The organism is Vibrio sp. 2033, assembly GCF_033339735.1.
In genome coordinates this window covers 627,014-647,555 of the sequence record NZ_JAWOVC010000001.1, presented here as the reverse complement: position 1 = coordinate 647,555, position 20,542 = coordinate 627,014, and the positions used below count along the sequence as shown (strand labels likewise).

General features: G+C 45.9%; 17 protein-coding genes. 10 read left to right on the top strand and 7 right to left on the bottom strand.

The window, feature by feature from the left end; all coding sequences use genetic code 11:
* Entirely contained in the window at positions 1-4,464 is a 4,464-nt protein-coding gene (mukB, locus tag R7P74_RS02895) for a chromosome partition protein MukB (protein WP_033905342.1), read from the top strand.
* 142 nt (positions 4,465-4,606) lie between these two features.
* Here mukB and R7P74_RS02890 read toward each other — a convergent pair whose 3' ends face one another.
* The 7 genes from R7P74_RS02890 to R7P74_RS02860 form a co-directional block, all read right to left on the bottom strand.
* Complete coding sequence (locus tag R7P74_RS02890; protein ID WP_005378381.1) at positions 4,607-4,759, bottom strand: hypothetical protein; 153 nt, start codon at positions 4,757-4,759, stop codon at positions 4,607-4,609.
* A gap of 227 nt (positions 4,760-4,986) precedes the next feature.
* Positions 4,987-5,955, bottom strand: coding sequence for an alpha-L-glutamate ligase-like protein (locus R7P74_RS02885; protein WP_005378387.1), 969 nt, complete (start codon positions 5,953-5,955; stop codon positions 4,987-4,989).
* A gap of 3 nt (positions 5,956-5,958) precedes the next feature.
* Positions 5,959-7,464, bottom strand: coding sequence for an inactive transglutaminase family protein (locus R7P74_RS02880; protein ID WP_005378389.1), 1,506 nt, complete (start codon positions 7,462-7,464; stop codon positions 5,959-5,961).
* Between the two features lie 11 nt (positions 7,465-7,475).
* Positions 7,476-8,222, bottom strand: a complete 747-nt coding sequence (locus R7P74_RS02875; RefSeq protein ID WP_005378391.1) for an ATP-dependent zinc protease family protein — start codon at positions 8,220-8,222, stop codon at positions 7,476-7,478.
* Positions 8,223-8,498: 276 nt separating this feature from the next.
* Positions 8,499-9,470 carry a tRNA 5-methoxyuridine(34)/uridine 5-oxyacetic acid(34) synthase CmoB gene (gene cmoB, locus R7P74_RS02870; RefSeq protein ID WP_054700774.1) on the bottom strand — a complete coding sequence of 324 codons (972 nt, stop codon included), beginning with the start codon at positions 9,468-9,470 and terminating at the stop codon, positions 8,499-8,501.
* A gap of 81 nt (positions 9,471-9,551) precedes the next feature.
* Positions 9,552-10,289, bottom strand: a complete 738-nt coding sequence (gene cmoA, locus R7P74_RS02865; RefSeq protein ID WP_017635063.1) for a carboxy-S-adenosyl-L-methionine synthase CmoA — start codon at positions 10,287-10,289, stop codon at positions 9,552-9,554.
* 93 nt (positions 10,290-10,382) lie between these two features.
* Positions 10,383-11,249: a DUF72 domain-containing protein gene (locus R7P74_RS02860; RefSeq protein WP_170897174.1), complete on the bottom strand. Its 867-nt coding sequence runs from the start codon at positions 11,247-11,249 to the stop codon at positions 10,383-10,385.
* Positions 11,250-11,522: 273 nt separating this feature from the next.
* Here R7P74_RS02860 and aspS point away from each other — a divergent pair, with 273 nt between their 5' ends.
* The 9 genes from aspS (at position 11,523) to ybgE (ending at position 20,394) form a co-directional block, all read left to right on the top strand.
* Positions 11,523-13,301 (top strand): aspartate--tRNA ligase, encoded by a 1,779-nt coding sequence (gene aspS / locus R7P74_RS02855; RefSeq protein ID WP_005378401.1) that lies wholly within the window; start codon positions 11,523-11,525, stop codon positions 13,299-13,301.
* 144 nt (positions 13,302-13,445) lie between these two features.
* Positions 13,446-14,192, top strand: coding sequence for a YebC/PmpR family DNA-binding transcriptional regulator (locus R7P74_RS02850; protein WP_005378402.1), 747 nt, complete (start codon positions 13,446-13,448; stop codon positions 14,190-14,192).
* A 92-nt stretch (positions 14,193-14,284) separates the two neighbouring features.
* The gene (gene ruvC / locus R7P74_RS02845) at positions 14,285-14,806 is read left to right on the top strand and encodes a crossover junction endodeoxyribonuclease RuvC (protein WP_005387909.1); all 522 of its coding nucleotides are present in this window, start codon (positions 14,285-14,287) and stop codon (positions 14,804-14,806) included.
* A gap of 67 nt (positions 14,807-14,873) precedes the next feature.
* Positions 14,874-15,485, top strand: a complete 612-nt coding sequence (gene ruvA, locus R7P74_RS02840; protein ID WP_017820041.1) for a Holliday junction branch migration protein RuvA — start codon at positions 14,874-14,876, stop codon at positions 15,483-15,485.
* A 287-nt stretch (positions 15,486-15,772) separates the two neighbouring features.
* Positions 15,773-16,777, top strand: coding sequence for a Holliday junction branch migration DNA helicase RuvB (ruvB, locus tag R7P74_RS02835; protein WP_005378312.1), 1,005 nt, complete (start codon positions 15,773-15,775; stop codon positions 16,775-16,777).
* 461 nt (positions 16,778-17,238) lie between these two features.
* Positions 17,239-18,825, top strand: a complete 1,587-nt coding sequence (gene cydA / locus R7P74_RS02830) for a cytochrome ubiquinol oxidase subunit I (protein WP_005378311.1) — start codon at positions 17,239-17,241, stop codon at positions 18,823-18,825.
* Positions 18,826-18,842: 17 nt separating this feature from the next.
* Positions 18,843-19,979 (top strand): cytochrome d ubiquinol oxidase subunit II, encoded by a 1,137-nt coding sequence (cydB, locus tag R7P74_RS02825; RefSeq protein ID WP_006742909.1) that lies wholly within the window; start codon positions 18,843-18,845, stop codon positions 19,977-19,979.
* Between the two features lie 12 nt (positions 19,980-19,991).
* The gene (cydX, locus tag R7P74_RS02820; protein WP_000270284.1) at positions 19,992-20,099 is read left to right on the top strand and encodes a cytochrome bd-I oxidase subunit CydX; all 108 of its coding nucleotides are present in this window, start codon (positions 19,992-19,994) and stop codon (positions 20,097-20,099) included.
* Complete coding sequence (ybgE, locus tag R7P74_RS02815; protein WP_005378304.1) at positions 20,092-20,394, top strand: cyd operon protein YbgE; 303 nt, start codon at positions 20,092-20,094, stop codon at positions 20,392-20,394. The genes cydX and ybgE overlap by 8 nt, the downstream gene beginning before the upstream one ends.
* The last annotated feature ends 148 nt before the right edge of the window (positions 20,395-20,542 follow it).

Genomic DNA, 20,542 nt, shown 5'->3' with positions numbered 1-20,542 from the left:
ATGATTGAACGCGGTAAATACCAATCGCTGACCATGGTCAACTGGAACGGCTTCTTTGCCCGTACGTTTGACATCGATGGTCTGGTCACCACGCTATCAGGTGGTAACGGTGCAGGTAAATCAACCACAATGGCGGCGTTCATCACCGCATTGATTCCTGACCAAACGCTGCTGCACTTCCGTAACACGACAGAAGCAGGCAGCAGCCAATCGTCTCGCGACAAAGGTTTGTACGGTAAGCTACAGCCGGGCGCATGTTATGCGGCGCTAGACGTGGTGAACTCACGTAACCAACGCCTGTTGTTTGCAGTAAAACTGCAGCAAGTTGCGGGTCGTGATAAGAAGGTAGACATCAAACCGTTTGTTATCCAAGGTCTTCCAAGCCATGTGAAACCAACGGATATCTTGGTTGAAAGCGTATCTGCGACTCAAGCTCGTGTACGTCAAATCAACGAAGTAAAAGAATCGATCGCGGAATTTGAAGGTGTTCAGTTCAAAGCGTTCTCTTCTATCGTGGATTACCACGCGCAAATGTTTGAATTCGGTGTGATTCCGAAGAAACTGCGTAACTCTGGTGACCGTTCTAAATTCTACCGCCTGATTGAAGCATCGCTTTACGGTGGTATCTCAAGTGCGATTACACGCTCGCTACGTGACTACCTTTTGCCACAAAACGGCGGCGTGAAGAAAGCGTTCCAAGATATGGAATCGGCGTTGCGTGAAAACCGCATGACGCTAGAAGCGATCAAAACCACGCAAGCAGACCGTGACTTGTTCAAACACTTGATTACAGAGTCGACCAACTACGTGGCGGCGGACTATATGCGCCATGCCAACGAGCGCCGTAAAAAACTAGAACAGACATTGTCTTTGCGTTCAGAGTTATTTGGTTCTCGCGAGACCTTGATTGAGCAAAACAATCTGCTTAACCGCGTTCAAGAAGAGCTGGAACTGCTGATCGAGTCAGAATCTTCTTTAGAGCAAGACTACCAAGCGGCTTCTGATCACTTGCAACTTGTGCAAAACGCGCTGCGTCAGCAAGAGAAGATCGAACGCTACCAAGAAGATCTTGAAGAGCTGAGCGAGCGTCTTGAAGAACAAATGATGGTAGTGGAAGAAGCGCAAGAACGCGTGATGATGGCTGAAGAGCAAGCTACCGTTGCAGAAGAAGAGGTGGATAGCCTTAAGACGCAACTTGCTGATTACCAGCAAGCTCTTGACGTTCAGCAAACTCGCGCCCTTCAATATCAACAAGCAGTTCAAGCGCTGGAGAAAGCGAAGAAGCTACTTGGCGATGACAGCCTAACGGCGGAATCGGCTCAAGCGCTTGTCTCTGAGCTTAAGAGCAAAGAATCAGAAAACACCAATGCGTTGCTATCGGTTAAGCACAAGCTGGACATGTCTTCTGCAGCGGCAGAGCAGTTTGAAACCGCGCTTAAACTAGTACAAAGCATCGTTGGTCAAGTTGAGCGCAAAGACGCGTCTGAACATGCGAAAACCGCAATTGCGAAAGCGCGTGAGTCACAACAAATCGCGCAAAACGAACAGCAATGGCGAGCACAACACCGTGATCTCGAACGCAGCCTTAACCAGCAGCGTCAAGCACGTGAACTGGTTGCTGAATACAAAAAGCAATATCACGTTGAACTAACCGATGAGGTTACGTTTGAACAAGAACGTGAACGTCATGCGACGCAAATCGAATCACTAGAGATAGCTCAAGAAGAAGTTCGTGATCAGCGTGGTGAACAGCGCCGTCTAGAGCAAAACGCGGTGGCAGAAATCAGTAAGCTTGAAGCAATAGCACCAGCTTGGATTGCGGCGAACGATGCGCTAGAGAAACTGAGAGAGCAGAGCGGTGAAGAGCTTGAGGATCGCCATGCGGTAATGAACCACATGCAAGTTGTCCTTGAACAAGAAAGGGAGCTGTCTTTAGCTAAAGATAAGCTTGCTGAGCGCCGTAGCCAGCTAGACTCTGAGATTGAGCGTCTTGCTTCTCCTGGTGGTTCAAATGACCCTCGCCTGAAAGGTTTGGCAGATACGCTGGGCGGTGTATTGCTGTCTGAGATCTACGATGACATCACGATTGATGACGCGCCTTACTTCAGTGCGATGTACGGTCCGGCTCGTCACGCTATCGTTGTTTCTGACTTGTCAGGCATCGAAGAGAAACTGGTAGAGCTAGACGACTGTCCAGAAGACTTGTACATCATTGAAGGTGACATCGATGCCTTTGATGACAGCTCGTTCGATGCAGAAGAGTTAGAGGGCGCGGTTTGCGTTCGTATGAACGATCGCCAAATGCGTTACTCTCGCTTGCCTGAGATCCCATTGTTTGGCCGTGCGGCACGTGAGCAGCGTCTAGAGTTGCTGCGTAACGAACGAGAAGAAGTGGTAGAGAAACACGCAAAAGCGGCGTTTGATTCTCAGAAAATGCAGCGCTTGTACCAAGCGTTTAACCTATTTGTGTCTAACCACATTCAGGTTGCTTTTGACGCCGATCCAGAACAAGCACTGGCAACTATTCGTGATAAGCGTAACCAAATTGCTCGCGTGCTGGCGGATCTGGATGCGAAAGAGCAACAACAACGTTCTCAGCTTCAAACCAGCAAGCAAGCGTTGTCTTCTCTGGACAAGCTAGCGTCACACATGGTGCTTGTTGAAGATGAGTCATTGCAAGCGCGTTTTGATGAGCTAGAAGAGAAAATCGCTCAGCTTGCAGAGGCGAAGAACTTCTTAAGCAACCATGCAAAAGCCGTCGCGCAATTAGAGAATATTGCGTCTGCGCTTGATGCTGACCCAGAGCAATTCGATGCACTAGAAGCAGAATACAAAGCGGCAGACGAGCGGCTACAAGATCTTAAGAAGCAAATCTTTGCACTCTCGGATCTCGTTGAACGTCGTCACTACTTCGCTTACTCAGATTCAGTAGACCTACTGAACAAGAGCAGCGAACTGAGCGAGCAGCTAAAAGCTAAACTGGTTCAAGCTGAACAAATGCGTACACGCTCTCGTGAAGAGTTGAAGCAATCGCAAGGTCAAATGAACCAATACAACCAAGTATTAGCTTCATTGAAGAGTTCACACCAAGCGAAACTGGAAACGGTTCAAGAGTTCAAACAAGAGCTTCAAGAGTTTGGCGTGAACGCTGACGAAGGTGCAGAAGAGCGCGCAATGCGTCGTCGTGACGAATTGCACGAGCGTCTACACACGTCTCGCAGCCGTAAGAGCGAATACGAGCGCACGATCACCTCTACTGAACTCGAGATGAAAGGCTTGGCGAAACGTCTGAAGAAAGTTCAGAAAGAATACGTTGAGCTGCGTACCTTTGTTGTTGCAGCGAAAGCCGGCTGGTGTTCAGTACTTCGTTTGGCGCGTGAGAACGATGTTGAGCGTCGTCTACACAAGCGTGAACTGGCTTACATGTCAGCGGATGAACTGCGTTCGATGTCGGATAAATCACTGGGTGCGCTGCGTCTAGCGGTTGCGAACAATGACGACCTGCGTGATGCGCTGCGTCTATCAGAAGACAACGCTCGCCCAGAGCGTAAAGTTCTGTTCTACATTGCGGTTTACCAACATCTTCGTGAACGTATTCGTCAGGATATCATCCGTACTGATGATCCAGTAGAAGCGATCGAAGAGATGGAAGTCGAGCTGGCGCGTCTAACGGAAGAGCTAACGCAACGTGAAAACCGCTTAGCGATCAGCTCTGAGTCAGTAGCGAGTATCATTAAGAAGACGATTCAGCGTGAGCAAAACCGTATTCGTATGCTGAACCAAGGTTTGTCGAACATCTCGTTTGGTCAGGTGAAGGGCGTACGTCTAAACGTGAAGATTCGTGAAAGTCACGAAGTGCTACTGAACGGACTAGCGACACAGCAAGAGCAGCATAAAGATCTGTTTGAATCGACTCGCTTTACCTTCTCTGAAGCAATGGCGAAACTGTTCCAACGCGTGAACCCACATATCGATATGGGTCAACGTTCTCCTCAGGTTCTGGGTGAAGAGCTACTGGATTACCGTAACTACCTAGAGCTAAGTGTAGAAGTGAACCGTGGTACAGACGGTTGGCTACAAGCAGAGTCTGGCGCGCTATCAACAGGTGAAGCGATCGGTACCGGTCAGTCAATCCTTCTGATGGTTGTTCAAAGCTGGGAAGAAGAGTCTCGTCGTCTACGCAGCAAAGACATTGTGCCTTGTCGTTTGCTCTTCTTGGATGAAGCAGCGCGTCTGGATGCGAAATCGATCGCGACATTGTTCGAATTGTGTGACCGTCTGGATATGCAGCTTCTTATCGCGGCACCAGAAAACATCAGCCCAGAGAAAGGTACGACCTACAAACTGGTGCGTAAGGTGTTTAAAGACCACGAACACGTACACGTGGTTGGCTTGCGTGGTTTTGGTCAAACGGATAAGCCTAAGACTGAAGCGCAAGAGATGATTGAAGAGTTTGAATCGTAAACTCCGAATCTAATAAAACGCCCGCATGAACGCGGGCGTTTTTGTATCTGTTTGCGAGGTAGGCTTCGAACTACATAAGATAAGCCGAGACTGTAGGACGGCAGTCTCGGCTTATTAGCGGAACTTAATGAGGAAGCGACGTTTATTCCTCTGGAATATCGTCCCTGACTTCGATCATTTCAGCAAGCTCTTCAAGTGCTTGGACAGAAAGCTCAGACAAGCGCTGTAGGTGTTGGTCTAAGCTCTCTTGTTCTTCAAGCTCTGGTTCATCATTATTTGTTTCTTTTATTAGCATTTCCCAACCTCTCAAGTTGAGTAAGGGGAGCTCTCATCATACTCAAAAGGCAAAGTAGAACAGAAACGATCTATGTTGATTTTGTTAGCTCGATCATTGATTCAACTTATATATGAGAAGGATGTGTTTAATAAGGAGAGCAAGTGCAAGGTTTTTGGATGCGGGAACAAAAACGCCAGTAATCATGACAATTACTGGCGAGTAATAACGAACATTATGTCGGAGGGTTAGAACAACGGCTTCACACCGAACTGCTCTGCCGCGTAAGCGACGCGTTCAATCGGTTTTGGATACTCAGCAGGTGTGCCAAGGCTCTCTATGTGTTTCAAACGAGGAAGCAAGCCTGCACCATTAGCGATTTGGATTGCCAGACCAGGGCGAGCGTTAAGCTCTAAAACCATAGGTCCTTCATCTTTATCCAGCACCATATCCGTACCCATGTATCCCAAACCTGTCATTTCCCAGGCACTTGACGCAAGCTCCAGCAAGCGCTCCCAATGCGGTACTTGAAGGGTCGAAAGGTCTTTACCTGTATCAGGGTGATGAGTCACTGGATGATCGAACTGCACCGCTCTGACGGCTTTACCTGTCGCGATGTCAATGCCTACTCCTACCGCACCTTGGTGAAGGTTTGCTTTGCCGTCGGAAGCCGCTGTAGAGCAGCGCATCATCGCCATAACTGGATAACCTTTAAATACGATGATCCGAACATCTGGTACGCCTTCATAACTGAAGCCATCAAAACAGTCATCAAACTTGATTAAGTTTTCAACCACAGCAACGTCATTTTTACCACCAAGAGAGAAAAGGCCAGCAAGCGCATTACTAATGTGACGCTCGACCTCATCCCTACCAATTGTAGAGCCGGAGGGTTTGGTATATACCCCGTTTTTGTGAGACGTAACAACCAGAATGCCTTTACCGCCACTACCTTGTGCAGGTTTGATTACAAAACCAGGCCAGTTCTCAACCATTTTGTGGATAGTCTTAACTTCAGCTTGGTTATGAATGACACCGATCAGGGCAGGAACTGTTGCTCCTGCTGCCTGTGCAATAATCTTGGTCTTTAGCTTGTCATCGACAAGTGGGTATTTAGAACGATCATTGTAACGGCCAATATAGCTGTGGTTACGCTTGTTCATCCCCATAATGCCTTTATGGCGAAGCTTAGACGGCGAAGTAAAACTTTCGAACATCGTTTAGTCCTCCGCTAGTGGTTTGAAGCGTCGTAGCTCAGTGAGGCGGTAACCTGTGTAAGTACCTAGTAATAGAATACCGGCCAGAACAATCAACTGTAGACCAATGAAGTTAAAGGTTAAGTGTTGAATGTATGAGTTCGTCATTGCAAGGTAAACTAATACCGCTGTCAGCAATGAACCACCACCTTGCAGAGCAACTTCCTTCGCACCTTCTTCTTCCCATAGGATTGACATACGTTCAATCGTCCAAGACAAGATGATCATAGGGAAGAAGGTAATTGTTAGGCCTTCTGTTAAGCCCATCTTAAACGCAACAACGGTGAACACCGAGATGATCATAATAACGGTAATAATGACCGCAGATATCCTTGCTACCAGCAATAAGTTCAACCTAGACAAATAGCTTCGAATAATCAGGCCTGTACCTACAATTAGCAAGAAACCGACAATACCCGTTAATAGTTGAGTTTGAACAAAAGCAACGGCAATCAACACAGGCATAAAGGTACCGGATGTTTTCAGGCCGATAATCACACGCAAGAACACAACGATCAGAGCACCAATAGGGATGAGCATGATGGTTTTGAACATCGCTTGCTCTTCCAAAGGTAGGCTATGAATTGAAATATTCAGTAATCCATCTGCTTCTATTTTGTTGTTCGTAGCTTGTTGTGGTGTCATTTCTTGCTTAATCATCGAGAAATGCACTTGGCTATTTTTACCACCAACAAGGTCAAGTAAGGATACGTTTGATTCATCCCACACTAACAAGTTGGGTTTCACTGCTTTTTGTTCGGATTTTGGTGAAAACAGTACCCAATCTTTACCTGACCAAACCTGAACCATTGGTTGAATTGTTTGGCGTCGACGACCATCTTCTAGTTCGATAACACCGACGGTTTTGCTTTGTATACCTGCGGTAAGCAAAATATTATGCAGTGCATCAGTACGGCTGAAATCGTTCAGTAGTAGCGACGAGTTTTGGCTATCTGGGTCATTAAGCGCTTTGATAAGCTCACGAGTAAACGTCACATTATCGGCTGAGCGACTCATCGCACGTTCGATAAGGGCATTTGCCGCTGCTGCTTGTGGCGCTGAAAGCGTTGGTGGCGTAATGTCTTCCGTTGGCGGTAAAGGAGTGACTTTAGCCTGAGGGTCCACTAAGAACTGGGCTTTGTAGTATATGGTTTGTGGCCCTTGAGCTTGGCGAATTGACCATTCTGCACGACGGCCTGAATCGTCATTGATGTAGGAAACGCCATAACCTGATGAGGAAGCAGATTCACCTATAAGTGTGTAACCACTTTGTGTATGAGGTGCTGCAAGTGACGCTTTTACTTCGTTGCCGTTAGCATTGAACTCAATACGAGCTTCTACATCCCATACCTGGCGAGTTTCGCCTGGCGTCCAAGGCACGCCGTAGTTTTCATGTCTGAAAACACTCAGAGCAATGCCCGCAATCACCAATAAGATGATAGAAAGGTAAAACGGTATTTTTGACGTCATAATCTACCTTATTATTTTTTATCTTCGTCCGTTTGGATATAGGTACGACTTACATCGACAAGTGCTATGTCGCGCATAAATTCTCTACCCAGTAAAATAGGATGGTTCATATGTGAGCGATCTGCCAACGTAAATTGCGCTTTTTCATGAATTTTTCCAACGCGCACCCAAAGTTCTACCACAGCGCGGCGTTCTAACTCTTCACTGGTAACCTGGCGGATTTTGACGTAGCGAATGACAGGAGCTTCGATCCAAGTACTTTTCTCTTCTTCGGATTTACTGGTGTCTGCTAAGTGGAATCGGACCCATTTTTTGCCATTTCTTTCGAACTCTTCAATATCAACGGCATTTAAAGACGACGTCGCGGCACCAGTGTCGATACGTGCATCAAAAGTTTGCTTAATCGACTCTACAGTGACCTTTTCGATAGAGCCAAGGACAATATCGTGAGTTGGGGTTGGTTCCACAGGAGCGGGAGATTGGACAATAATCGGCTCTTTCGGTTTTTTTACTTCTGCCATTGCTTCATCGCGAAATGTAAGAAGTTCAACCTGTAGTTTATCGACTTGTTCTTCAAGGCTGTCGATATAGTCCGATTGGTTGCTGAGCTGAAGCTCTAGGTTGGTAATGCGATTATTGACATTCGCTTCTGAATTTTGAATCGCCGCTAACGTTTCTTGGTGGTACTGTTCGCCTTTGGTTAGTGAGCATCCAGATAGTAAGGCGATGGCAACAATCGGGGTCAATCGTAATAACATTGAAAACCTTGGGATTGGATTAAGTTGTTTATTTTTTAGGAGTTTAGCTTATATCGATAAAGCCTCACAAGTAAGAATGTTTCTCTATTACTTATTGTTTGAGGAATAGTGATGAAAAGCCAAAAATCAAGGACATAAAAGCGCATCCTTATTTAGAGCGTGCTCATATTTTGACGTGAAAAATGGATTCAAAAAACAAACTCGCTCATTACGAGGAAAGAGGGTAATGTCTTAACTCGTAAAATGAGTTAAGACAATGTCAGGAATCTCAGCGAATTATGATTTGCGAGCGACAAGAACCGCGCGGCGAGGGGCAGGATAGCCTTCTACAGTTTTGCTTGGGTCGTTCGGATCTAAGTAGTCAGGTAGAGAGTTATGCGTCATCCAATCTGTGGTACGTTGTTCATCTACGGATGTGATGTTTTCATCAACGATACGAACATCTTCAAAACCGACCAATTCTAGCCACACTTTTAGGGCTTTTGCTGAAGGGAAGAAATAGACATTACGCATTTGCGCGTAACGAGAAGTCGGGACCAGTACTGCATTCTCATCACCTTCAATCACGAGTGTTTCCAATACGAGTTCACCTCCAGATACCAATTGATCTTTTAGTTGCACTAAATGATCGAGAGGCGAGCGGCGATGGTAAAGCACGCCCATGCTGAATACTGTATCGAACGCTTCCAACTTAGGTAGTTGTTCAATGCCCAATGGCAGTAGGTGTGCACGTTGGTCATCGCCCATTAGTTTACGAATTGCTTCGAACTGAATTAGAAACAGGTGAGATGGATCGATACCGACAGTTAAGCGTGCACCTTCGCCTAGCATGCGCCACATGTGGTAGCCGTTACCACAACCTACATCGAGTACGCTGCGATTCTTTAATGGAGAAATATGTGGAAGCACGCGGTCCCATTTCCAATCACTGCGCCACTCAGTATCAATATGGATGCCGTGTACGTGGTATGGGCCTTTGCGCCAAGGATGGAATGTACGAAGTAAGCTTTCTAGCTTTTTAAGTTCCCCTTGAGGCATCGGCTCATTGTTTGAAATCGTGACAGAATCAACAATGTCGATGCTGTCCGGTCTACCCGCTGGGATTTTGTTCAGGGCTTTCAACCAGCGACCAAAGTCACCGTGCTCTGCATTTTGCCAATCCGTTAGCTGTTGTGGAAGCACATTAAGCCAAGGTTGAAGACGGGTGTCTTGGGCAATCAATTGGTAGAAATTTGCAAAGTTAAACATAGTTAGTTAATCGCTGAGTTGATGGGTATAAATTATTAACAAAAGCCGAAATCGGTATGGTTCAGGCTTTGTATGCATGGTCTATTTAATCGCGAACATGGAGCCGAAGTTAAAGCATTGGAACCAAACATCGTAGCTAGAAAAGCCAATTTTAGCGAAACGCTCTTTATGTTCTTTCTTTGAATCTGGGCGCATTACGTTTTCTATCGCGCTGCGCTTTTGGCTGATTTCTAGTTCGCTATAACCATTCGCACGTTTAAAGTCGTGGTGAAGGTCAATTAACAGTTCGTTCGAAACTTCATCTTCGAAGACGAACTTCTCCGATAGAATCAAAATGCCGCCTGGACGCAGGCCTGCGTAAATTTTCTCGAGCAAGGAGTAACGATCTTCTGGAGAGAGGAATTGCAAAGTGAAGTTCAACACCACCACTGACGCGTTTTCAATTTCGATATTGCGAATGTCTGCTTCTACTACATCCACAGGAGTGTCACTGCGGTAAGCGTTGACGTGAAGTTTACAACGCTCAACCATCGCAGGAGAGTTGTCCACTGCGATGATTTGGCAACCTTCTTGTTTGATATGGCGACGCATAGACAATGTTGCAGCACCCAAAGAACAGCCAAGGTCATAGATGTTTGAGTGAGGTTTTACAAAACGCTCTGCCAGCATACCGATTGCAGAAATGATATTGCTGTAACCCGGTACCGATCGTTGAATCATGTCAGGAAATACTTCCGCTACGCGTTCATCGAACGTGAAATCCCCAATTTTATCGATTGGAGCCGAAAAAATAGTATCTGGATTGCTCTTAGGGTTCATAACTAAGTCTCTGCATACAAGCCGCCTGAAAATGTCAGGCACCAAAAAAGGCGCGTATTTTATGGGAATTTCGCGCCTCTGTCATGTGTTGCGTTAGAACATCTGTAACTGCGAGTTGCCATCGTCAGCTGGGAAAGGTGATAACTCAGGGAGTGTGATAAGCTTTTGTATGTCTTTATATAGGTTTGCGGCCAACTCTGGCGCAATTATATTGTCTGCGGTATGGATCATGACATATGGCTGTTTACCTTCGGCAATCCATTGTGGCAACTTGTTGAGCCATGGTTTAAAAAACTCGTAATTTTGCTGTTCTTCTGGATGACCAATAAAGCGAATCAAAGGGTGTGAAGCGGTAGCAATGGCGTGAACAGGGACTCGTGGTTTTTTCATTTGTGCATCAATAATCGCCTCATTGTCGGGCTTAGCGGCAAAGACTGGGCGGCTATCCATAATAATGCGGTCAATATTATTCTCTACTAACCATTGGTTAAGTGCTCGCTCTTCTTCGCCTTTGGAGAAAAATGCCATATGGCGAACCTCAACACCGAGAGGGAAGTTAGGTGGAAAGTTCGCACAGAACTTTTTCAGCCGATCAAGGTGCTCAGGACCAAATGCGGCTGGTAATTGAATTGTCCATTGGCCCACACGGTCATGCAAAGGCTCCATGACTTTCATGAAGTCTCTCAGTTGTTCGCTGCAACCTCTTAGCATTTGCTCATGAGTGATGGCTTTAGGAAGTTTGAAAGTAAAGCGAAAATCATCGTGGGTTGCGGCTCTCCAGTTTTGCACTGTATTGAGCGTCGGTGTGGCATAAAATGTCGTGTTGCCTTCCACGGTATGAAACACTTGCGCATACCTTTCTAAACGTTCAGCGGGCTTTGTCCCGCTGCCGTAAAAACTTTGTTGCCATTGATTGTGCGACCACATCGTCAATCCAAGTCGAAGAGGTAAGTTATCCATTATTCTTTACTGCTTGCTACTCGTGTGAATACTTTACGAGAGTTTTGCTGAAATAGGTAATTTCACGCTATAATCCTCCCCAATTTTTTCGCTTTGGTGCGCTTTTGAACATTTGTTGTACTAAAAAGCACCAGTGAATGATAAAACACACGTAATTGTATGTTGAGTAGTCGATTTTCGTGGACATTCAGCGTATAACTGAATCTTTACTCTGCTTAGCAATGAGGCTGACAGAGCGTAGTTAACAACATTTGAGAGATTGGGAATTTCATTATGCGTACCCATTACTGTGGTCACCTGAACAAGTCCCTTGCAGGACAAACTGTAGAACTTTGCGGCTGGGTTAACCGTCGTCGTGATTTAGGCGGTCTTATTTTTATTGATATGCGAGATCGCGAAGGTATCGTTCAGGTAGTTGTTGATCCAGATATGGCGGATGCGTATGAAGTGGCGAACACACTTCGTAATGAATTCTGTATCAAACTAACGGGTGAAGTGCGCGTTCGCCCAGAGAGCCAAGCAAACAAAGACATGGCAACAGGTGAAGTTGAGATCCTTGCGAAAGGTCTTGAAATCATCAACCGTTCTGATGTTCTGCCTCTAGACTTCAACCAAAAGAACTCTGAAGAGCAGCGCCTGAAGTACCGTTACCTAGATCTACGTCGTCCAGAAATGAGCGACCGCATCAAGCTACGAGCTAAAGCGTCTAGCTTTGTTCGTCGTTTCCTAGATGACAACGGTTTCCTAGACATCGAAACACCAGTTCTAACAAAAGCGACTCCAGAAGGCGCTCGTGACTACCTAGTACCTAGCCGTGTTCACAAAGGCAGCTTCTACGCGCTTCCTCAGTCTCCACAGCTATTCAAACAACTTCTAATGATGTCTGGTTTTGACCGTTACTACCAAATCGTTAAGTGTTTCCGTGATGAAGACTTGCGTGCTGACCGTCAACCAGAATTCACTCAGATCGATATCGAAACGTCATTCATGACGGCTGACCAAGTTCGTGCAACGACTGAGAAAATGGTTCGTGAAATGTGGCAAGAGCTACTAAACGTTGACCTAGGTGAATTCCCAGTAATGCCGTTCAGCGAAGCGATTCGTCGTTTCGGTTCTGACAAGCCAGACCTACGTAACCCACTGGAACTAGTAGACGTTGCTGACCTAGTGAAAGACGTTGAGTTCAAAGTATTCTCAGGTCCAGCAAACGATGAAAAAGGCCGCGTTGCCGTTATTCGCGTTCCAGGTGGCGCTTCTCTGACTCGTAAGCAAATTGATGGCTACGGTGAATTCGTTGGCATCTACGGTGCGAAAGGTCTAGCTTGGATGAAGGTTAATGACCGTGCAGCGGGCATGGAAGGTATCCAATCTCCAGTCGCTAAGTTCCTAAATGAAGACGTGATCAACGGCATTCTAGATCGTACTCAAGCGGAATCTGGTGACATTATCCTATTTGGCGCTGATAAAGCGGGTATCGTTGCAGAAGCAATGGGTGCGCTACGTTTGAAACTAGGTAAAGACCTAGAGCTAACGGATGAGTCTGCATGGGCTCCACTATGGGTTGTTGACTTCCCAATGTTCGAAGAAGATGACGAAGGCAACCTACACGCGATGCACCACCCATTCACATCGCCTCTAGGTGTGACTGCAGAAGAGCTAAAAGCAAACCCTGCTGCGGCAAATTCTAACGCTTACGATATGGTTCTAAATGGCTACGAAGTGGGCGGCGGCTCTGTTCGTATCCACAATGCAGATATGCAAGAAGCCGTATTTGATATTCTAGGTATCACACCTGAAGAGCAACAGCTTAAGTTCGGCTTCCTGCTTGATGCGCTGAAATTCGGTACGCCTCCACATGCTGGTCTTGCATTTGGTCTAGACCGTCTAGTAATGCTGCTATGTGGCACAGAGAACATCCGTGATGTTATCGCGTTCCCTAAAACAACAGCAGCGGCGTGTCTACTAACAGACGCACCAAGTATTGCGAACCCAGCAGCGCTAGAAGAACTAGCAATCGCAGTAACTGCAGCGAAAGAAAAAGACGCAGAATAAGAGCACAACATTTGAAGAAAACTCCCGCAACTGCGGGAGTTTTTGTTTAAATAAACCCAAGAAACTTCCAAAGCAATTTCCCAAGCAACGCTTTTTAGAACATGTTTTTGTTATTAAGCGTCAAAATACATTAAAAGGTGAATTATGGCTGGTCATAGTAAATGGGCGAATATTCGTCACCGTAAAGCAGCGCAAGATGCGAAGCGCGGCAAAATCTTTACTAAATTAATTCGTGAAATCGTTGTTGCGGCAAAAGAGGGGGGCGGTGAGCCAGAAAATAACCCACGTTTGCGAGCAGCAATTGATAAAGCACTGTCTAACAACATGACACGTGACACTGTCAACCGCGCTGTCAGCCGAGGTGCTGGTGGTGAAGGCGACGACAACATGGAAACCGTGATCTATGAAGGTTATGGTCCAGGTGGTACGGCGGTCATGGTCGAATGTATGACGGATAACCGAAATCGTACGGTATCTGGCGTGCGCCATGCATTCTCAAAGTCAGGCGGTAATCTGGGGACGGATGGTAGCGTCAACTATCTTTTCGACAAGAAAGGCGTGATTTCATATGGCCCAGGTTTAGATGAGGATGCGGTAATGGAAGTAGCATTAGAAAGTGGTGCTGATGACATTGAAACGGCAGAAGATGGCTCGATTGATGTCTACACGGCCCCAGGCGATTTTGGACTCGTAAAAGATGCTCTTGATGCCGCAGGGTTTGAGGCAGAGAACGCGGAGGTGTCGCTGATCCCATCTACGAAAGCAGATTTGGACGCGGATACTGCGCCAAAACTACTTCGTTTGATTGACGCTTTGGAAGATCTGGACGACGTTCAAGAGGTTTATCACAATGGTGATATCTCTGACGACGTTGCGGCTACGCTAGATTAAACTCAAGGTGTCGGGAGCGGTATTTGCTCCGAAGTTAGCAAGTAATAATAAAAAGACTGAGGCCGAATTAGGCCTCATTTTTAGGAACATTCATGTCAATTATTTTGGGCATTGACCCAGGTTCGCGCATTACCGGCTATGGGGTCATTCGTCAAAATGGACGCCACTTGCAATACCTTGGTAGTGGCTGCATTCGTACTTCAGAAAAAGAACTTCCGGGTCGGCTTAAACAGATTTATGCAGGCGTCACGGAAATCATTACCCAGTTTCAACCGGACGTTTTCGCGATCGAGCAAGTGTTTATGGCCAAAAACGCGGATTCAGCGCTAAAACTTGGCCAAGCTCGTGGCAGTGCAATTGTTGCTGCGGTGAATGCGGAGTTGCCGGTATTTGAATACGCGGCTCGTCTTATTAAGCAAGCTGTCGTAGGCACTGGTGGCGCGGACAAAGCGCAAGTTCAGCATATGGTTCAGCAGATGCTTAAATTGCCCGCCAAGCCTCAAGCGGATGCGGCCGATGCTTTAGGTGTGGCGATTTGTCATGCCAATACTAACAAGACTCTCGTTGCCTTAGCGGGCAAAGCAACCAGTGCCAGAAAAGGGCGCTATCGATAAAATTAACTGGATGTCTATCCAGTTCTTTATTATCCTGTCGCAAATTCATTTCCAAAGAGTATTTATAGTGATTGGACGTCTTCGTGGCATACTGATTGAAAAGCAACCACCTGAAGTATTAATTGAAGTTAATGGCATTGGCTATGAAGTCCAGATGCCAATGAGCTGTTTTTACGAACTGCCAAATGTTGGCGAAGAAGCCATTATTTATACTCACTTTGTTGTCCGTGAAGATGCGCAATTGCTATATGGTTTCAACACGGTAAAAGAACGAGCACTTTTCCGTGAAGTGATCAAAGCCAATGGCGTTGGTCCTAAACTCGGTCTTGGTATTCTCTCTGGTATGACAGCAACGCAATTTGTTACTTGTGTGGAACATGAAGACGTTTCTACGCTGGTTAAGCTTCCAGGCGTTGGCAAGAAAACCGCAGAGCGATTGGTTGTTGAAATGAAAGACCGCTTGAAAGGGTGGGGCGCAGGCGATCTATTTACACCATTTACGGATGCTGCTCCTGCGGATTCTAGTGCGACATCCAACAACGCGGAAGAAGAGGCAATCAGTGCGCTTCTAGCTCTAGGTTACAAGCCGACTCAAGCGTCGAAAGTGGTATCTCAGATCGCTAAACCGGACATGAGCAGTGAGCAAATGATCCGTGAAGCTCTAAAATCAATGGTGTAACGCTGGTTGCACAGTGAACATTTGTTCAAGATAACTCATTCTCTAAGGTTAATGCCAATCGCTTAACGATGTTTTTTTGTGTCATTTCAGCGAGCCTGGCGAGACTGGGAATCTAATAGCAGCACGCTGAGCGGTTGATGAAACAATTTGACCATAAATCGCTCGGATAGAAGATCCTGTATCACGCTCCTTCGTCGCTGTACAGGATGACGAGATATAGAAATATGCCACTTGCTGTTAAACGAGCGGCATTATTCTCTCAGGTAACCATTTTTCAAGGTAAAAAGATGATTGAAGCCGATCGTTTAATCGCGCCAGAAAACCCTGCCTTTCGTGATGAAGATGTCATTGATCGTGCTATTCGGCCAAAAAAATTAGCGGATTACCAAGGTCAGGACCATGTCCGTGACCAAATGGAGATCTTCATTAAAGCTGCTCAGTTACGTAGCGAAGCACTTGATCACCTTTTGATTTTTGGTCCCCCAGGTTTGGGTAAAACCACACTTGCGAATATCGTTGCCAATGAAATGGAAGTGAACATTCGCACTACTTCAGGCCCTGTACTTGAGAAAGCAGGCGATTTGGCCGCGCTGTTAACCAACCTTGAAGAAAACGATGTGTTGTTCATCGATGAGATTCACCGCTTGAGTCCGATGGTTGAAGAGGTGCTGTATCCGGCGATGGAAGATTATCAACTGGATATTATGATCGGTGAAGGTCCGGCCGCTCGTTCTATTAAGATCGATTTACCACCGTTTACGTTAATTGGTGCGACGACCCGAGCGGGCTCTTTAACGTCACCATTGCGCGACCGCTTTGGTATTACTCAGCGCCTTGAGTTTTATAAGATAAAAGACCTCCAAGATATCGTGCAGCGAAGCGCGGATTGTTTAGGTTTATCAATGGAACCTGAAGGTGCATTGGAAGTGGCAAGACGTGCGCGTGGCACACCACGTATTGCTAACCGTTTGCTACGCCGTGTTCGTGATTATGCGGAAGTAAAAGGCAATGGTCACATTTGTGCCGATGTTGCCGATAAGGCGTTGAATATGCTTGATGTGGACGCCGAAGGCTTCGATTACATGGACCGTAAGCTACTACTCGCGATTATGGAAAAATTTGGTGGTGGTCCGGTCGGGCTCGACAACATGGCAGCGGCGATAGGTGAAGAAAAGGACACTATTGAAGACGTTCTTGAGCCTTATCTTATTCAGCAAGGTTATTTACAACGCACTCCGCGTGGAAGAATCGCGACAGATCGTGCGTATTTGCATTTCGGAATTGAAAAATAAGATTCCCTCGCTGGGCCTTTGTTGCCCAGCGCCTCATTAAAGTTGACCAAACTCACATTTTTTGAATTTTTTCTCATACTGGTTTAGTAAGTAAAAAGCATTGATTGTTAACTCGATGTTTGCTTGCAACTGGTTAATTTCTCTCCTGATTACTCTCTCTTAACATCCGTATCCAATACTGGTTGATCTAGATCAATGTGATGGATTTTTGTGCAAATTCCGCGCATAAACATTGATGTATATCAAAGCGCGTTACGGCTATAAACCTTTTGAAACAATCTGTTTTTACAAGTAATATTAGCCCCAGCTATATTAGCTGATGCTTAACAATTAACTAACCAATGAAGCACATTTTTGCAACAATGAGTTGTGATAATTCAACATTTTTCAAGTGTAAATAACACCTGAATATGGATTGCAATATGTAGAGAGTGTCATTCAGCCGACACATAGGAGTTACCATGATTGACGTAGTTGATCTATCGCGGTTGCAGTTTGCACTGACAGCGATGTATCACTTCCTATTCGTACCATTGACCCTTGGTATGGCCTTCCTTCTGGCCATTATGGAATCGATGTACGTAATGACGAACAAGCAAATCTATAAGGACATGACCAAGTTCTGGGGTAAGCTATTCGGTATTAACTTTGCACTTGGTGTGGCGACAGGCCTTACCATGGAGTTCCAGTTTGGTACGAACTGGTCTTACTACTCCCACTATGTAGGTGATATCTTCGGTGCACCGCTAGCGATCGAAGCACTTGTCGCATTCTTCCTGGAGTCAACTTTTGTTGGTCTATTCTTCTTCGGGTGGGATCGTCTATCTAAACGCCAACACTTAGCGGTTACCTGGCTTGTGGCACTAGGCTCTAACTTCTCTGCTCTTTGGATTCTTATCGCAAACGGCTGGATGCAAAACCCAGTAGGCGCAGATTTCAACTTCGAAACCATGCGAATGGAAATGGTGAGCTTCTCTGAGGTTGTACTAAACCCAGTTGCTCAGGTTAAGTTCGTGCATACGGTTGCTTCTGGTTACACTTGTGGCGCAATGTTTATTCTAGGCATCAGTTCATACTACCTATTAAAAGGTCGTGACATTGCGTTTGCTCGTCGTTCGTTTGCTATTGCTGCTTCTTTCGGTATTGCAGCTATCTTATCTACCATCGTTCTTGGTGACGAATCTGGCTACGAGCTTGGTGAAGTTCAAAAAGTGAAACTCGCTGCAATTGAAGCAGAGTGGCACACTGAACCTGCACCTGCCGCATTTACGTTATTTGGTGTTCCTAACCAGGAAACGATGCATACCGATTACGCAATTAAGATCCCTTACGTAATGGGTATTATCGCGACACGCTCTTTTGATGAGCAAGTAACAGGTCTTCGTGATTTACGTGATGAACACGTCGATCGTATTCGTGACGGCATGTACGCTTATGAACTTCTAGAGAAGCTTCGTGCGGGCGACAAGTCAGAAGAAAACATGACTGCGTTTGATGAAGTGAAAGGTGACCTAGGTTACGGTCTACTTCTAAAACGCTACACAGACAATGTTGTTGATGCAACAGAAGAGCAAATCCAAGCTGCTGCGGACGACTCAATCCCAACAGTATGGCCGCTATTCTGGTCATTCCGTATCATGGTTGCTTGTGGCTTCATCATGTTGTTTGTCTTTGGTGCGGCGTTTATCCAAACGTGTCGTCAGAAGATTGAACAGAAACAATGGATTCTAAAAGCTGCACTATTTAGCATTCCACTACCTTGGATTGCAATTGAAGCGGGTTGGTTCGTCGCTGAGTACGGCCGTCAACCTTGGGCTGTAGGTGAAATTTTACCAGTGCATGTTGCAGCTTCTGCACTAACTGCAGGTGAAATCTGGACTTCACTCTTCGCAATTCTGGCGCTATACACGGTATTCCTGATTGCAGAAGTTTACCTAATGTTGAAATTCGCTCGTAAAGGCCCAAGTAGCCTGAAAACGGGTCGCTACCACTTCGAGCAAAATGCTGACTCTGTTGAAGACAAAGTTAGTCGCCAAGTAGAAGCGTAAGGTAAGGAGATAACAAGATGTTTGATTACGAAATCTTGCGACTCATCTGGTGGGTACTAATCGGTGTTCTACTAGTTGGTTTTGCAGTAACAGACGGCTTCGATATGGGTGTAGGCGCGCTTGTACCTATCATCGGTAAAAACGACACGCAACGCCGTGTCATGATTAACTCAATTGCTCCTCACTGGGATGGTAACCAAGTTTGGCTTATCACTGCTGGTGGTGCACTGTTCGCAGCTTGGCCTTTGGTTTACGCAACGTCATTTTCAGGCTTCTACTTAGCGATGATTTTGACACTAGCAGCGCTATGGCTTCGTCCTCTGGGCCTAGACTACCGCTCTAAAATCGAAGATCCAAAATGGCGCAATACCTGGGATATCTGTATCTCAATCAGTGGTTTTGTTCCGCCAATCATCTTTGGTGTAGCGTTTGGCAACCTTCTACAAGGTGTACCATTCCAATTGAGTGAGTTCTTGATGCCAACATACCATGGCTCATTCTTTGGTCTACTAAACCCATTTGCACTGTTGTGTGGTCTAGTAAGCTTGTTCATGATTTTGATGCAAGGTTCTACTTGGCTACAAATGAAAACAACAGGCGAAGTGCATGTGCGTGCGCGCAACGTTGCTCAGTTGGCTGGTTTACTGACGGTTGCTGCGTTTGTAGCGGCTGGTTTCTGGATCCAAAATATCGATGGTTACGTCATTGTTGGCGGTATCGACACTAACGCTGCTTCTAACCCTCTAAACAAAGAGGTTATCCGTGAAGCTGGTGCGTGGATGAAGAACTTTGAAAACTACCCACTACTATGGGCTGCTCCTGTATTAGGTGTTGCAATGCCGCTTCTCGCTGTATTGGCATCTCGTCTTGAAAAATGTGCGATTTCGTTCATTACTTCAAGCTTGGGTGTTGCTGGTGTTATCTTTACTGCAGGTTTTGCGATGTTCCCATTCATCATGCCTTCAGACTTAATGCCAAGCCACAGCTTAACAATGTGGGATGCAACGTCATCTGAGCTGACTCTGAACCTAATGACAGGCGTTGCGTTTGTTATGGTGCCAATCATCCTTGGCTACACATCTTGGACTTACTACAAGATGTTTGGTCGCCTTGATGACCAGTACATTGAAGACAACAAAAACTCACTTTACTAAGGAGCATTTACTATGTGGTATTTCGCATGGATTCTAGGTGTACTACTTGCTTGTGCATTCGGTATCATCAACGCTCTTTGGCTAGAGCACTCAGAAATGATGGATAAAGACAGTGAGTAACCTCGCTGATAAGGTAGCGAAACTTCACGCACCAATGGATAAGACTCTGCTACGAGTCTTATCTCTCATCCTTGGCTTTATGCACGTAGGATTGGTGATGTGGGACCCTGAAGCTTACCATCAAGCAATTGGTGGTTTTAACTCAATCATCGCACCAGCACTGATTTGGTCTGTATGTTCAAGCATGGTGTATGGGGTGGGCTTCAAGCCAAGAAACTGGTACTGGCAAGTTTTGTTTAGTCCTTATTTCTCGTTAGCTATCTTAATTTATCTAACGGCACTTTATTTCATTTAGGCTGAAATATGCTGTAATAAAGTCGGTTACTAAATCATCGAATAAAAGCTAGGTATCTCGCCTAGCTTTTATTTTTTCTACAAATTTCAAAAATATTTCCTTAGCTCGGTACCAATTGCTGTCGCTTCAGTTATAGTAATTACTTTAA

Excerpts from the sequence above, each read along its gene's own strand:
- R7P74_RS02880 (WP_005378389.1), bottom strand. The coding sequence starts at position 7,464 with ATGACGTCAAAAATACCGTTTTACCTTTCTATCATCTTATTGGTGATT.
- R7P74_RS02850 (WP_005378402.1), top strand. The coding sequence starts at position 13,446 with ATGGCTGGTCATAGTAAATGGGCGAATATTCGTCACCGTAAAGCAGCG.
- ruvB (WP_005378312.1), top strand. The coding sequence starts at position 15,773 with ATGATTGAAGCCGATCGTTTAATCGCGCCAGAAAACCCTGCCTTTCGT.
- cmoB (WP_054700774.1), bottom strand. The coding sequence starts at position 9,470 with ATGTTTAACTTTGCAAATTTCTACCAATTGATTGCCCAAGACACCCGT.
- R7P74_RS02890 (WP_005378381.1), bottom strand. The coding sequence starts at position 4,759 with ATGCTAATAAAAGAAACAAATAATGATGAACCAGAGCTTGAAGAACAA.
- aspS (WP_005378401.1), top strand. The coding sequence starts at position 11,523 with ATGCGTACCCATTACTGTGGTCACCTGAACAAGTCCCTTGCAGGACAA.
- R7P74_RS02885 (WP_005378387.1), bottom strand. The coding sequence starts at position 5,955 with ATGTTCGAAAGTTTTACTTCGCCGTCTAAGCTTCGCCATAAAGGCATT.
- ruvC (WP_005387909.1), top strand. The coding sequence starts at position 14,285 with ATGTCAATTATTTTGGGCATTGACCCAGGTTCGCGCATTACCGGCTAT.
- R7P74_RS02860 (WP_170897174.1), bottom strand. The coding sequence starts at position 11,249 with ATGGATAACTTACCTCTTCGACTTGGATTGACGATGTGGTCGCACAAT.
- cmoA (WP_017635063.1), bottom strand. The coding sequence starts at position 10,289 with ATGAACCCTAAGAGCAATCCAGATACTATTTTTTCGGCTCCAATCGAT.
- mukB (WP_033905342.1), top strand. The coding sequence starts at position 1 with ATGATTGAACGCGGTAAATACCAATCGCTGACCATGGTCAACTGGAAC.
- R7P74_RS02875 (WP_005378391.1), bottom strand. The coding sequence starts at position 8,222 with ATGTTATTACGATTGACCCCGATTGTTGCCATCGCCTTACTATCTGGA.
- cydA (WP_005378311.1), top strand. The coding sequence starts at position 17,239 with ATGATTGACGTAGTTGATCTATCGCGGTTGCAGTTTGCACTGACAGCG.
- cydX (WP_000270284.1), top strand. The coding sequence starts at position 19,992 with ATGTGGTATTTCGCATGGATTCTAGGTGTACTACTTGCTTGTGCATTC.
- cydB (WP_006742909.1), top strand. The coding sequence starts at position 18,843 with ATGTTTGATTACGAAATCTTGCGACTCATCTGGTGGGTACTAATCGGT.